The organism is Rufibacter sp. JT3400010 (assembly GCF_054956755.1).
The window spans coordinates 45,640-60,841 of the sequence record NZ_JBUDXA010000024.1 but is presented as its reverse complement, the minus strand read 5'-3'; the positions used below and the strand labels follow the sequence as shown (position 1 = coordinate 60,841).

6 protein-coding genes are annotated in these 15,202 nt (G+C 47.3%); all 6 read right to left on the bottom strand.

The features are described 5' to 3' along the window. Nucleotides 1–106: 106 nt before the first annotated feature. Nucleotides 107–2,536, bottom strand: a complete 2,430-nt coding sequence (locus ACY0JR_RS17975; RefSeq protein ID WP_462635542.1) for a sugar-binding domain-containing protein — start codon at nt 2,534–2,536, stop codon at nt 107–109. Nucleotides 2,537–2,656: 120 nt separating this feature from the next. After that, entirely contained in the window at nt 2,657–4,282 is a 1,626-nt protein-coding gene (locus tag ACY0JR_RS17970) for a glycoside hydrolase (RefSeq protein WP_462635541.1), read from the bottom strand. A 74-nt stretch (nt 4,283–4,356) separates the two neighbouring features. Further along, nucleotides 4,357–6,042 carry a RagB/SusD family nutrient uptake outer membrane protein gene (locus tag ACY0JR_RS17965; RefSeq protein ID WP_462635540.1) on the bottom strand — a complete coding sequence of 562 codons (1,686 nt, stop codon included), beginning with the start codon at nt 6,040–6,042 and terminating at the stop codon, nt 4,357–4,359. 13 nt (nt 6,043–6,055) lie between these two features. Beyond that, a complete protein-coding gene (locus ACY0JR_RS17960; protein WP_462635539.1) occupies nt 6,056–9,139 on the bottom strand; it encodes a SusC/RagA family TonB-linked outer membrane protein in 3,084 nt (1,027 codons plus the stop codon). A 207-nt stretch (nt 9,140–9,346) separates the two neighbouring features. Then, nucleotides 9,347–13,423 (bottom strand): hybrid sensor histidine kinase/response regulator transcription factor, encoded by a 4,077-nt coding sequence (locus ACY0JR_RS17955; protein ID WP_462635538.1) that lies wholly within the window; start codon nt 13,421–13,423, stop codon nt 9,347–9,349. A 410-nt stretch (nt 13,424–13,833) separates the two neighbouring features. Then, nucleotides 13,834–15,072, bottom strand: coding sequence for a DUF2264 domain-containing protein (locus ACY0JR_RS17950; protein WP_462635537.1), 1,239 nt, complete (start codon nt 15,070–15,072; stop codon nt 13,834–13,836). Nucleotides 15,073–15,202: the final 130 nt, after the last annotated feature.

The window sequence follows — 15,202 nt, the reverse complement described above, 5'->3', positions numbered from 1 at the left end:
AGAGTCTTCTACTTGCATAGAGACCTAAGTAAGATCAAATGGACAGAATCTTCTGAATTTATATTCAGAAGATTCTTCACTAGGCTATTTTATAATGTGGGCGCGTTTATAGAATCGAAAGATCAAGCACCTGAGGCGTAAGCCCCGGAGACTGGATGGTCACTTTCACCTTCCCGGTATTTTGGGTTGCCTGCAGGTAAGCCAATAACTTGCCGCGCAGCACTTTTCGTTTTGCCGCCTTGTAGTCATCATGACTGGTATGGCTTCCGTTTTCCATGCCTATGAGTTCGGCTGGGCCATCTACTGTGACGGTGATTTCATTTTCGGCGCCGTACACCAGGTTTCCGTTTTTATCCACTACGTTTATCTCCACGTGGGCAAGCCCTTTCTTTCTCAAAGACTTCTTATCCACCATGGCCCTGATAGCAACTGGCTCAGATGCTGTCTTTAATACATGGCGGCTTACTTCTTTTCCATTCTTGTACGCCTTGGCCATGAGTTCGCCAGGCGCATACACCATATCCCAATAGAGGGCGCGTTGGCTGGCCTGGGCCAAAGACTTCCTGCCCAATGATTTGCCATTCAAGAAGAGTTCAGCTTCGTCACCGTTGGTAAAACAGCTCACCCGTACGCTATCATTGGCTTTCCAATTCCAGTTGGGGTCTGCTCTTCTATGACTCCAGATGCCTCTATCCTCTTGTTTCGGCACCTCAGAAGTTCCTATGTACACCATAGGTTTGCTTGACCAAAGGCTTTGCCGAAAGAAATACTCTGGCTTCTTGAACCCAGCCAAATCCAACAAACCGGCTCCGTTGCTGCGGCTTGGCCATTTACCCGCCTCGCCCATGTAGTCAATGCCAGTCCAGAGGTACTGCGCCGAGATGTAGGCATTGGTGTCTACGGCGGCCCAGGCATTGAGGCGCATGCCGTTTTCACTGCCATAAATGATGCGCTCAGGGTATTTAGCATGATCCTCGGGGTAACGGTGCTCCTGGTAATTGTACCCTACTATATCCAGCACTTTGGGGTAATCCGTGAAGTTAGACATCACCACCCCGGCCAAAGCCGCTGTAATAGGCCGAGAGGTATCATATTTCTTCGCCACTTCTACCAAATGCCTTGACAACTCACTTAAACGGCTGGCAGGTGGGTTATTGGGCTGATATCCTTTGCCATAGATTTGTGGGTTATTTCCTGTACTGAGTACTTCATGGGAGTAAGGATCATTGGGATAATCTATCTCGTTGCCAATGCTCCACATGATAATGGAAGGACGGTTCCGGTTACGCAAAATCATATCAGCTAAGTCCCGGTCTGCCCACTCTTTGAAGTGCTCGTGGTAGCCGTCTTTGCCCGGAGTGCCCACGTTCCAGCCTGCAATCCATTTGTTTTTACCGGTTTCCCATTCATCAAAGGCTTCGTCCTGCACCAAAAAGCCTAGCTTGTCGCATAAGTCATAGACGTAATCGGCGTGCGGATTGTGGCTCATCCGGATGGAATTACAGCCTGCTTCTTTCAGAGTAATAAGCCTTCTTTCCCAAACTTCCTCCGGCACCGCTGTTCCTAAAGCTCCTGCATCATCATGAATGCAGACACCTTTTAGCTTCATGCTTTTCCCGTTCAGAGAAAAGCCTTTGTTCGCATCAAAAACAAAGCTTCTGAAACCTACAGATTCTATTACTTCATCTGTTTTTTTGCCGTTTACCAGCAAGGAAACCCTTAACTGATATAAAGTGGGCTGCTCCACTGACCACAACTTCGGACTCTTCACCTGAAAAGACAAAGCGGCTTCCGCTTCCTTTCCTTCTACCACCTGAACCTGCTTCTGGGCCTGGCTGACTACCTTGCCCTGTTGATCAAGCAATTCTGTTTTAACCTGAACATTGGTCGCTTTTTGGGAGTCATTGGTTACAGAGACTTTCACATTGGACAGTGCCTGAGAAGCTGAAACTTCTGGCGTGGTAAAAGCCACTCCCCATAAACTCACATGCACTGGTTCAGTAGAAATGAGATAGACGTTCCGGTTAATGCCCGATCCTGTATACCACCTAGAATCAGCAAACTGGCTATGATCTACTTTCACGGCTACCACGTTATTTCCTGTTTTATTCAGGTGTTTGGTAATCTCGTATTGGAACGGAGTAAAACCATTGGGTCTTTTGCCTAGTGGCTGGCCATTAATCCAAACTTCACTGTTCTTATACACACCATCAAAATACAGAAAGAGCTGTTTGTTCTGTTGCTCGGGGGCTACTTTGAAGGTCTTTCTGTACCAACCTATGCCGCCCGGCAAGTAACCAGTGGCACTCGCCCATTCCTGACTGAAAGGGCCTTCAATGCTCCAGTCATGGGGTAAGTCTAAACTCCGCCATCCCTGATCAGAGAAGTTGACCGCTTCAGCCTTCGCGACCTCGCCTTTGTGGAATTTCCAATTGTCATTGAAAAGCAATTTTGTGCGTGTTTTTTGCGCCGATGCTTGTTGTGCATAGCTGGCCAGCAGCGCGGTTAGCAGGATCAGTAAAAGTTTATTTTTCATTTATAGTAGATGTAAAATGATACTTTCAAACCAAATTCACTTCTTGATTTTCAGACTCTACATGAAAGTCTGTTTTAGCTTTTATTTCCAGAAAGGAGGCTCAAAACCCATCAATCTTGCTTAAGGCTGTACGTCAGCCACTAAGGTGATGATTGACCTGGGGGCTACGGACATCTCATTGGTTTCTTCCATGCTATTGCCTGGCGTCAAACTTTCCTTTTCTGAGGTGACATAAGACTTTATATGGCTGATGGTTGCTCCCTTCAGTTCCATGTTCAATTTGACAGGAGAAATGCTAGAGTTGATAGCGACCACAATCAGCTTCTTCTGGTCTGAATCTAGATAAGCCGAAGCCAGGAAAGCATCATTTTCAGCTTTTTGATTCCCCGTAACCTGAAGATCTACGCGCTCTGCTCCGGGACGAATAAAGCGGCTATAGTTGCCCAAGGCCCACAGCATCTTACTCTCATAGTAATTGCCGTCGGTTTTGTTTTGGTCTATGTACACCAAACCGTCTTTGTAGTTGTAGGGCGAGATGGCCAACCACCATTGCCAGGCAGTAGCATTGGCTACCACCAGGTCATTATGAATGACGCGGGCCAGGTAAATGGCGGGGTCAATGCCTAAGGCACGCTTGTTCCCGTCTATTTCGCCACTATTATCGCCTAGAATACAGTACTCAGACTGCCAGAACTCCAGACCGGGCACAGTCGCCACTTTATCTGCCAATTGCTTCCGGCCGGCTACTGCCTGATCATAGGGTGATGTTGTAAAGTAGCTGTGCCCGGAAATCACTTTGCTTACATGGGGCAGGTCTGCCAAGTAATGGGGGGAGCTTTTGGAGAAAAAGGCGTCAATCTGGTTTCCTCGGTTGGGCTTATCTCCCTCTTGGTAGAGATAGTCAATTTTGCCAGCTTCTGCTATGTCAATCTTAGTAGGCAAGTTCCTTCTGGCAAGCGAGGTATTTAAAGCCCGCACAATCCCCGCGATGTCTGCATTCATGAAAGGTGTTCCTTCCTGTCCACCATCGCTCCAATCCCATTGGGGCTCATTCACCGGACTAATATAATCCATGGTAATGCCATGCACCCGCTCCAAGCCCTGGAGCACATCTGCCAGGTAATCAGAAAATGCTTCATACCGATTGGGGACAAGATTGGGGGTACCGTTGGAGGCAAAGGCTTTTCCATTAGTGGTAAGGTTAACCGTAGGGCTGTTAGGAAACGCAAGAAACTCCCGTACGCCCCTTGCCTTGGCCGCTTTCAGGAACCAAATCTGTCCGGCTTGCCGCTGCCAGTTATAGCTACCGTCACTGTCCAAAAAAGATTCGGCGCGCCGCCACTCATCCTTGATCCCGCTTTGTTCACCCTGTTGGGCACTACCCGCCCCAATGTTAAACCGCCATAAAGACAGACCTATACCTTTTGGTTGACCGCTGGCATCTAACTCAGTACTAAACAGAAGATCTGCAATGGCGTTCTTTTTGTTTTCGGGCCAATTTCCCACAAACTGGCAAGACCAGGCGTCTGACGCAGCGAAGTTGTCTATCTTCTGAAATTTTTTAGAGACATCTATGGTGGCCGTTATATTATGAGCCGGAGTTGTAGAAGGGGCATTTCCCTTATCATCACCAGAACCATCATCGGCACACCCAGACAACGTGAAAAGATTGATGAATAAAAAAGGCCAAACTAAAGCAGGCGCTTTTAAAACCCGGGGCAGCACTCTTCGCATAATTGAGTTCATATAAGGTGACTATGAAAGCAAAAGCTCCCATGGCATTGCTCACGTGCGCCATGGGAGCCTAATTACTCAAAGGTTTAATATCCTGGGTTTTGTTCTAACTTACCTCCAGTGGCCTGAATCTCTGCCCTTGGAATAGGCAGCCAGTAGTGCTTCGTTTCAAAGTGCCGCCCTTCCAGGGCTACCTTCCGAGCATAGACAAAGTTGGTTCCCTGCTTGGTTATCTCCATCCCGTAGGCCGGCACGTTCTCTGTTTGTTCCGCTATCAACCAGCGGCGTACATCATAAAAACGATGCTCTTCAAAAGCTAACTCAACCTGCCTTTCATTACGGATGCGCTGCCGCATCTCGGCTTGGGTAAGTCCCGCAGGAAGGGCTGGCATATTTACACTCTGCCGCTGACGAATCAGGTTAACGGCCGCATAGACGGTAGCATCTGGCCCAACCGCTTCATTCTGTGCCTCGGCGTAGTTCAGCAAGATCTCCGCAAAGCGGAAATAAATCCAGGGTTGTCTGCCGGCCACGTTCCAGGGGTTCTGAATAGGGTTTGTTTCATCCATGAACTTCTTGAGGTAATAGCCGGTCTGGGAGGTATTCCAGTTAGATGGTCCATCCTTGCTGTCCTTACCACCGGGGATAAAGGTCTCAACGGCTCTCCCTCTGTACTGTGCTCCATTGTACAGGATGGTAGCATAAAAGCGAGGGTCTCTGTTCACATAAGGATTCTGGGCATTATACCCCGAGGTTGGGTCTGAAATCATCTTACCATTAGACATTTCATACGCATCTACCAGATTTTGCAATGGAGCATTCCCGCCCCAACCATCATAGCCATTTGGTCCGTTGGCAATCTCCAGGGCAGTATGCCGCGAATTGAGATTATAATACCGGGCAAAGATGATTTCAGGGCTGTTTCCTTCCTCAGCGATAAACATGTTGGCGTACTGCGGATCTATGCGATATAGATCCAAGTCCATTACCTGTTTAGCGGCTTGCGCTGCCTGTTGCCAGGTAACTGTACTTCCATTCTGTTTGTAGAGTGGGCTGGCGCCATAAAGCAGAAGCCTTGATCTAAGCGCTAAAGCAGCACCTTTGGTTGCTCTTCCTTTCTGCCAGCTAGAACTGTTACTGGAAGGTAAAGCGGCGGCGGCAGTCTCTAGTTCAGCAGTAGCATAGGCAATTCCTTCCTGAATGGTAGCTCGTTGAAAAAGGGCCGGATCAGTGAAATCTTCACCTAATTGCGCTACCTTGTCTCCTACTAACACTACTTGTCCATAGTTCCGGATAAGATCATGGTACCGGAAAGCCCTTATAAACTTCAGCTCAGCTACAAGCAAGTTCTTGTGCGACTGGCTCATGGGCACCTTTTCTATATTGGCTAAGGCATAATTCACTTCTCTTATGCTCCGGTAACTTCTACCCCATAAAGAAACAGTGATGCCCGTATTTTCAGGGGCAAGCTGCCCGCGCTGCACCAACCAGGTGTTGTCATCGCTGCGGTAGATGGATTCATCTGTTAGGGAAGACCATAAAGCATACTCCCAGCCTCTTCCAAAGCCTGGAGGCGCTCCATCTGCTTCTTTGTCCTGTAATCTGGCTCCCAGATAGCGATTGATCACGAAAGACTCAAAGAGCACGGAGTCTCCCGTAATGGCTTCATCAGATACCCTGTCTGTAGGAGTCACTTCCAGGAAATCTTCTTTACATGAGGTTAAGCTCATTGCCAATCCTAAGGCAAAAGCCGTAAATATTTTTAGTTTCATACTATTACTGTAATTAGAATTTGACATTTACCCCAAGGTTAATGATCCTTTGCTGCGGATAGAATTGCGCATTTCCTGAACTGGTTTCGGGGTCAAAATCCTTCACTTTGGTGAAAGTGGCCAGGTTGAAGGCATTGGCATACACCCTTACCCCTTGAATCTTGATTTTGGATAGTAAGGTAGAAGGCAAGTTATACCCTAGCTCAATGTTCTTGATTCTCAGGAAAGCGGTGTTATACAACCAGAAGTCGCTTGGGAAAAGACCTCCACTCACAGCAGAACCTGTACGAGTATCTACCCGTGGGTATGATCCGTTCTGATTGGTTGGACTCCATCTGTTGTCTGCCCAAGTGCTGAAGAAGTTTCCGCTTAATCCTACATCTGGCAACACATACTGTCTCACTTTAGCTTGTCCCTGGAACAGGATAGAAAAGTCGAATGCTTTGTACTGAGCACCCAGGTTCAAACCGTACGTGATTTGTGGAATATTTCCCAGATCAGTTCTTACCTGGTCATCTGCCGATATCTTGCCATCCTGGTTGTAATCTTCATAGATCAAATCCCCAAGTTTGGCTCCAGATGGATGCGGGTACTTGTCTAAATCTTCCTGAGTCCGGAAGATTCCAATAGAGCGGTACAGTAAGTAGGTATTCAAAGGCCCGCCGGTCTGTCTCTGATACTCAAGGATACTAGGCGCCTCATCTACGAATACAATCTTATTTTTGGCATAAGTGATGTTTCCAGAGATATTGTACCTGAAGTCACCCGCACTTTTGTCAAAGCCCAGGGTGGCCTCTATCCCGTTATTGTTTACCTGGCCAATGTTCTCAGAAGGCACCAGCGCATCTGAACCCCAAGGATTGACAATACCGGTTATGTTTGGTACCGAAGCGTTACGGTTGGCAAGAATGTCTTTCCGTTTCTGCTGGAAATAGATAAACTCAAAATTGAAATTGTCAAGGAAGATACCGCTTACGCCTACATCTGTTTTCTGGGCAACCTCCCAGGTAATGTTAGGGTTTGCCAATTTCACTAGGTTCAGGCCTGGGTACACCTCTCCACCAATGACATAGCGGTTGTCAAAGGTATAGTTGTTCATGAATTGGTTGGAACCTACGTTATCATTCCCCAACTCACCATAAGAAGCTCTAAGCTTCAACTCGTTCATGAAAGGCAGGCTGTTCTTAAACCAACCTTCCTCAGAGATTCTCCAGCCTACAGAAACACCCGGGAAATAACCCCAACGGCTGTCTTTAGGGAAGTTAGCGGAACCATCGGCCCGCATCTGCAATTCCGCCAGGTACTTCTCTTTGTAATTATAGGCAACCCGGCCCAGGTAACTTCTTCTGGCAAACACCCAGCTCCAGCCAGCGTTGCTTCTGTCATTTGGCCCGGTGCCGCCTTGAGACAATTCCGGAGTCAGGATGGTAGGGAAGTTTCTTCTTCCGGCTTCCAAATGTTCCAGACTGTTTTTGCTTTGCTCATAACCCACAAAGGCATTGATGCCGTGTTCGCCAAAATGGCGCTCAAAATTCAACTTGATGTTTGCCGTAACCAGATCTGTGTTCTCCTGAGCTTGGAACAGAGAAGCTTTAGGCTCTCCCACTGTGATAGGATTGTAGGTATCATTGCCTTCATAGGAATACACCAGATAAGGTTTCACAAAGGATTTTGTAAAGCTCTGACCTCTGTCTACTGAGTAGAATCCGTCAATGGAAAGTCCTTCCATAAACGGAAGGTCATAGCGGGCTCTCAGGATTCCGTTGAAGATGAGACGTTGGTTCTTGTTTAAACCTGCGGCATCGGTCACAATCATGACCGGGTTAATTCCTCCTTCCACCCCTTGGGAAGGCAAGCCATTAGGGTAACGGGCCGGAATGAAAGGATACGCGCGGTAAGTTTGCCAGAAGATTCCACCTGCCCCAAACTGGGGGTATTGTCTGTTTTCCTGTCTACCGGCCAAAGACAAACCAATACTGAACCGGTCAGTGATGTTAGCATCCAGATTGGTTCTGAAATTGTATTGATTATACTTGGTAGCTCCTTCCTTGTAAAGGGCATCCTGATACAGGGTACCCAATGAGGCAAAGTACTTTACATTCTCAGTTCCTCCGTTTACGGATAAACTCTGTCTGTTTTGCAGAGCGAAAGGATCCAGTACTTCATCCAGCCAATTGGTGTTAGGGTAGTTTAAAGGATCTGAACCGTTTCTGAAAAGTTCTATCTCTTGAGGAGTGTAGCGTTGGTTCAACCCGCCGGCGGTGTTGTTATAATAGTCAATCTCATTGAGGATAGACGCATACGTAGCGGCATCTGCGAACTTAGGTAACCGGGTTGGGGAGGAAAAACCCTGGTTGTAGCTGTAAGAAACCATAGGCTTGCCCGTGGTTCCTCTTTTGGTGGTCACTAATATTACCCCGTTTGCAGCCCGGTTTCCGTAAACCGCCGCCGAAGCGTCTTTCAAAACCGTGATACTTTCAATGTCATTGGGATCTATTCGGTCTAAGCCTCCAATCTGACCGGGAACTCCGTCTACTACTACCAAAACATCATTGTTGCCGGTGGTGGCCAGCCCCCTTACTCTAACTTCCGCTCCATCAAACCCGGGCTCACCACCCCTGTTGTTGATGACCACGCCAGAAACACGGCCTGCCAGTGCGTTAGAAACATTTGGCTGAGGGCTTTTATTGAGTGCTGCCCCTTGTACTTCAGAAATAGAACCCGTTACAGTAGCCTTCTTTTGCACGCCGTAGCCCACTACCACTACCTCATCCAAGGTCTTGGCATCTGTCTTCAAGGTAACATTGATAGTTGTCCGGTTCCCAATGGCTACTTCCTGCGTTTCATAGCTGATAAAGGAGAAAACGAGCGTTCCCTCCCCAGAAGGAGTCTGGATGGTGTAAGAACCGTCTGCATCTGTGGGGGCGGCAGTTGTGGTTCCCTTGAGCAATACTGTGACGCCTGGTATACCTGAACCGGTCTCATCGGTCACCTTGCCTTTTACAGTATGGCCTTGTGCCCAGACCACCGCCACCTGAAAGAGCAGTAGAGGCAGAACCAAGAGGTACCTCTTTGTTTTAAGTAATGTGTGTTGCATTTGGAAGAATGGGTTAGTTTGACAATTCCTTAAGCGGATTTATGAATTGCAGACCAGCGTGGTTGACACCTGCGAACCTAGTTAGCAGTGCTCCCGCTGTATTGCTTTTCTATGTCAAAGAAACCGTATTCGTCCTTTATACAGGGGTGTTAAACTGTTATATAAACAGGGGTATATGTGTATTTTTATTAAAAACACACTTGATAATCAGTACACATCTGCTGTTTTTGCAAATTCAGAAGGGGTACAGCCAAACTCTTTGGAGAAACACTGCCTGAAGTACTTATCATCATTGAAGCCCACCATACAAGCTACTTCAAACACTTTGTACTTCCCGGTCTTCAAGAGTTTGGCCGACTCTTGCAGCCTGAGGGTGCGCAGGTACTCCACGGGAGAGGCCCCGGTCAGCAGTTTGATTTTTTTATAAGCGAGCGAGCGGCTCATATTCAAGGCCACTGTTAAGTCATTTACGTTGAACTCGGGATTATGCAGGTTCTCTTTCAAGATCTCATAAATCCTTTTCAGGAACTGCTCATCTAAAGTACTGGATTCCTTTTCGGGCTGAGGGCTGTTGATGTTGAACAGGTTGAGGTAGAATTTTTTGAGCTTTTCCTGCGCCTCTAACAAGTTCTTTATCTTAAGCTGTAATAGCTCTGGGCTGAAGGGTTTGGTTAAATAGGCATCTGCCCCGGTATCAAGACCCTCTTTCTGGTGGGCAAAGGCGGTTTTGGCCGTAAGAAGTACCACCGGAATATGACTGGTTTTGATGTTCGCCTTCAGTTTACGGCACAGTTCTATTCCATCCATCACGGGCATTTTCACGTCGCTGATGATGATGTTAGGATGATGCGCCAACGCCAGTTCCAACCCCTCTTTGCCGTTAGAAGCTTCTAAGATGTGGAAGTGTTCACCCAGATAGTATTTCAGAAGTTTTCTGATGTCTTCTTCGTCTTCCACCACCAGTATTTTACGCTGACCTTTTTTAGGGTGATTTTCCTGAACTAAGTCAAAATCGTCTGGCAGAGAAGCGTATTCTGGCTTGCTTTCTGGCAATAAAGAGGTAGTCTCTTTACTGACCATGGTAGAAACATCTACGTGCTCCGTTCCTAGCGGAATCTTAAACCCAAAGGTAGCGCCGGCGCCTTCTTCACTCTGGACAAAGATGTGTCCTTTGTGCAGCAACACCAGCCTTTTGGCAAGGGCCAAGCCTAACCCAGAACTCATAGGGGTGACGGGGTCTCCCTGGAAAAACCAATCAAAGATGTGTTTCTGCTTGTTCACAGGAACGCCCCTCCCATTATCTTTCACCTCCACAGTGGCAAAACCTTGATCTTGTGCCGAGTCTCCTACTGCAAGCGATACCGTAATGCAGTTGCCTTGCCCTAAATACTTGAAGGCATTAGAAAGAAGGTTACTTAAGACCATCTCTAGTTTTTCACGGTCAAACCACACCAGTACCGGAGCCTTGGGAACGTCTAATCTATAATCAATTTGTTTTTGGGCGGCCAGCTCCTGAAAGGAGATGTAAGTTTCCTTCACAAAGCTTACAAGGTCTTCCTCCTGCACCTTCAAAATCAGGCTACCCGCTTCGGCTTTTCGGTAGTCTAGTAGTTTATTGATAAGGGCCAGGAGTTTATGAGCATTGCGGTAAACCATGTGCAGTTTTTTACCGGCCTCTTGGGAGCTTTCCTTATTGATCAGGTCTTCCAAGGGGCCTAGCATTAACGTGAGCGGGGTTCTAAACTCATGCGATACTTCCGTGAAGAAGCTCAATCTTTCCCTTGCTACCCGCCGTTCTTTCCGGCTTTGGGCTTTTGCCACCAGTAACTTTCGCCTGAGTTTCCTTTGCCGGGCCACAATACTATAAATCCAGTACCCCAATGCTATTGCCAAGATCAAGTACAGGCCATAAGCCCAGGATGTTCTCCAAAACGGCGGTAGCACCACTACTTTCAGAGAGGTAAACTCATCTTCCCAGACATTCATCTGATTGGAGGCCTTCACCTGAAACGTATATGTTCCCGGACTTAGATACCGGTAGGTGGCCGAGCGTTGTTGCCCCACGTAGTTCCATTCTTTGTCAAAGCCCTCCAGTTTATAGGCATAATTGTTCTTGGTGGGGTGCGCATAATCCAGGGCACCAAACTCAACCATGAAAACGGACTGGCCTGGCCGTAGAGTTAGGGTTTGATTTTCTACAATTAACTGCTCCAGTTCCTTCGGGCTGCCCGCCTTGTTGAAAAGCTGTAATCCGGTTATAAGAACCTTGGGCGTAGAAACTGTTTCCTTGATCTGACCGGGGTAGAACAAATTCAACCCTTTGGTACCCCCAAAACCCAAAAGCCCTTCCCCTTTGTCCACCAGCACAGATCCTGGATTGAACTTTCCGCTTTGCAAGCCATCGGCCAGGCCGTAGTTATAAAGCTTTCCAGATTGGACGTCAATTCTGGTCAGGCCCCGGTTGGTACTTACCCAAATGTTCCCTATCACATCTGATTTAATCGCGTAAACGGTATTATTGGCTAAGCCGTCCTGTTCTCTGTATTGTTGTATCTTGTTGGTGGCAAGGTTGTACCTAAACAAGCCATCTTCCTCGGTCCCAATCCATAGATTTTGGTTCTGATCAACAAAAAGAGCCAAGACTACTTCGCTGGAAGGATTTCGCTCACTGCTGATTGCATACGTGTACTTTTTGAAGCTGCGCGTAGCAGGTAAAAAGCAATTCAACCCACCGCCGTAGGTGCCAATCCACAGCCTGCCCGTTTTGTCCTCCGCTAAAGCTCTTACATCATTAGACGTAAGGCCAGTGTTAGCTGAATTGAAATTTTTGAAAGTTTGGTCTTGAGAATTGAGCAGGCTTAAACCACCACCATTGGTTCCTACCCATAGGTTATGGTTGGAATCTTCAAAAAGAGCCCGTACATCATTGCCGCCCAGAGAATTGGCTTTTGCGGGATCATGCTGGAAATTCAGGAAAGAATCTGTCTCCTTTTTATACATGAATAATCCCTTGGAGTAGGATCCGAACCACAGGTTTTGCCTGGAATCATTTAAAGCACTCAGAATGGCATCATCGCTTAGCCCTTTCCCGGCCTGAGAACTAGTATAATGGCTAAGTACTTCCCCGGTTTTGTTGCATTTAAAAATTCCATCGCCGTCAGTACCCAGCCAGAAGTTGCCGTCTTGATCAGTGCAGAGGCCATAATAGCGAAGTTCTGTAGGAGGTGATTTTGTAACCGGGCTGGGTGAAGGATGGAATTTTATGAATTTGTTTTTTTCATTGGCTACCATAATGGTACCATCGCCGTAGGTACCTACCCATATATTCTGATCCCTGTCTTCAAACAGAGCCTGTACCGAACGTTTGGTAAGCAAGCTGCCATCTTTCCCCTGCACCTCCTTAAAGGTGACATTCTCCGGCTGTCCTTTAGTCAGATGCCGCAGATCTAATTGGTAGGCACCTCCGTCCTGCAGCCCAACCCACAACATTCCTTTGCTATCCTCAAGAATAGAAAGAACAATGTTGCTTGCCTTGAAGTACCTTTTACCAGAGAATGGGATACATCTTTTCTCGCTTTTTGAATACAGGAAGAGGCCTCTGTTTGTACCCAGCCAAATGTTGCCAGACCGGTCTTCATAAATGGTGGAGACTTTGGCCGTAGACAAGGCTTGGGCTAGCGGGAGAGGAACTTTGCTCTGGAGAACACCTGCTTTGGATTGGTACACCTGAACGCCGGCATCCTGCGTGCCAATCCAAAGCCATCCGCGGCTGTCTTCTAGCAAACTGACAATTTTGTCGCTTGCTAGATTTGGCAGATCCTTCCTGCGGTACGCCTTAAATTGATCTTTTTCTCTATTGTAATAAGAAATACCGGCTCTGTAGGATGCCACCCACAAGTTCCCTGATTTAGACTCTACAATGTCACTTATGTCATCTCCCGCGATGGAACCCTTTACTTTAGGATTGTAACTGTAATGGAAAAATCCCTCTCCCTGTACAATATAGCGGTTTAAACCATGCCTGGATGACACCCAAACCACTCCCCTGGAATCTGTAAATACCTTTTGAATGAAGTTCCCGGTTAAGCTGTTCTTCCTAGCCGGATCATATTTGAAAACCTTGAAGGAATAGCCATCAAACCGGTTCAGTCCATCTTCTGTTGCAAACCACATCAAACCTCTTCTGCCCTGGCTGATACTGTTTACAATCCCCAGAGACATGCCTTCTTCCACGCCAAACTGCCTGATGATGTTTCCGGGCTGGTTTGGGAGAAATGAGGTCAAAGTAATGGCTACTCCTAACAGGAGGCTCAGGTGCACTATGCGAGACCTCAAAGCCAAGCAAACCTTGTTAAACCTGAGGTTGTTTTTAAACCCGCTTCTCAACTCCTCGTTCCTCTCCTTACTTTATCAAAACTTTATCAAACCTAAACATACCTCATATAAACATCGCCTCACTCCCTAGCTGAAATAAAAGCTTGTTCTTAGAAAGAGGAAGTTTGCTATAAAATCTATGTTCTGCAAGCTCTTTTCGAATTGCCTATCTAAGTATGTCCCCCTCTGTTTGAAGGCCGTTTTTACAAAAATAAGCTTAAAACAGTAAGACCTATTCTTAATAACGGTCAACTACTGATGGCTACCATGTCTCTAGGCAAATTATTTCTACGTGGAAGTAATGGACTTACCCCAACTACTTACTTGATCTCCAAGGCATGATCCCCCTTTACCGCTTGCCCACTCCAGGCTTTCACGGCTGTCCAGGGAGCTGCGGGAGCAGACCAAAAAGAGTCAGATTCTGGTAAACCGAGTGGTAAAAAGATGGTGGCACAGAGGTAGAGACTACCCGTGGTGATATAGAAATCTGCTACGTCGGGCTGAAGACCATACAAACCTATATTCAACCAACCCTCTTTTGTGAAAGTGGTGGGTGCCTCCAGGGTTTTGTTCAACACAGAAGTTAACGCACTTCTCACCTGCCCCGGAGTAAGGGATTCTGGCAACTGCTTCCGCAATGCCATGTCAGCTAAGTGATGGAAAGCTCCGCCTCTGTAGGCAATGGAACGGCCCAGCACGGGGAAACTTCCATCTGTGTGGATGAGGCGCTCCTGAATCTCTGCATAGCGCTGGGTTATTTTCAGCAGATTGGGTGCATACCAATTGTACGTTTTCCGCTTGTTGTTGACCACGCTCACAATGGTAGCCAGATAAGGTTGGATCACATAACTGTTGTAGTAGTCCAGAGCGAAGTTCATGCCGTCTGAATACAAGCCATCGCCTACATACCAGTGGTTGGCAAACTCTCTAACCCCATATTCAATGCGCACTGCATCATAGTCTAGACCGTATTGGCAAAAGAACGTTTCTATCATGCCTGTGAAAAGAACCCAGTTGGAGAAAACTGGCACCGTACCCCGCGTGGTTTTGAAAGCGGTAATCACCTGTTCTTTTACCGGGTTCTCCAGGTTCTCCCACAGCCACGGGCAACGCACCAGGCCCAACGCCAAAAAGGAGGCATCTACCAAAGGCTGACCTCCATTCCACTGCATGTAATCCTTTGCCGCTGGGTTTACCGAATTGGCCACAGCCTTCAGTGCCCACTGCCGGTACTGGTTGCGAAGGGCTACCTCCTCCTTTGACCCGCCTTCCAGATTCAACCACGGACCTATGCCGCTCATAACCCGGCCAAAAGCCTCCAGATAGGACACCTTCTCCCGGGAGCTTTTGTTATCTATTCTATTGGATAGCTGTACCGGCATCTTCTCCTTTAGCTTATCTTCTGCCAGGTTAGACAACACCGGACGCACCACTTTATCCATCTGGTTCAGCCACACTTTTCTATCATTTGCTTTGGCTGGGTTCTTCTTTTGTGCCCATCCTGTAAGCACCAGTCCAAACACAAAGTAGCAGGCAAGCATCAATAATTTAGTTCTCATCAACTTGGTTGTTTTAATGTTTTTAGAATCTATCATCTAAATAAAAGTAGCGGGCACCCTCAATGCCTCTTTTTAAAAGCATTATCAGGTACCCGCGACAGTTTACACCTTGGAAGGACGGTGTGAGCTT

Excerpts from the sequence above, each read along its gene's own strand:
- ACY0JR_RS17975 (WP_462635542.1), bottom strand. The coding sequence starts at position 2,536 with ATGAAAAATAAACTTTTACTGATCCTGCTAACCGCGCTGCTGGCCAGC.
- ACY0JR_RS17970 (WP_462635541.1), bottom strand. The coding sequence starts at position 4,282 with ATGAACTCAATTATGCGAAGAGTGCTGCCCCGGGTTTTAAAAGCGCCT.
- ACY0JR_RS17965 (WP_462635540.1), bottom strand. The coding sequence starts at position 6,042 with ATGAAACTAAAAATATTTACGGCTTTTGCCTTAGGATTGGCAATGAGC.
- ACY0JR_RS17960 (WP_462635539.1), bottom strand. The coding sequence starts at position 9,139 with ATGCAACACACATTACTTAAAACAAAGAGGTACCTCTTGGTTCTGCCT.
- ACY0JR_RS17950 (WP_462635537.1), bottom strand. The coding sequence starts at position 15,072 with ATGAGAACTAAATTATTGATGCTTGCCTGCTACTTTGTGTTTGGACTG.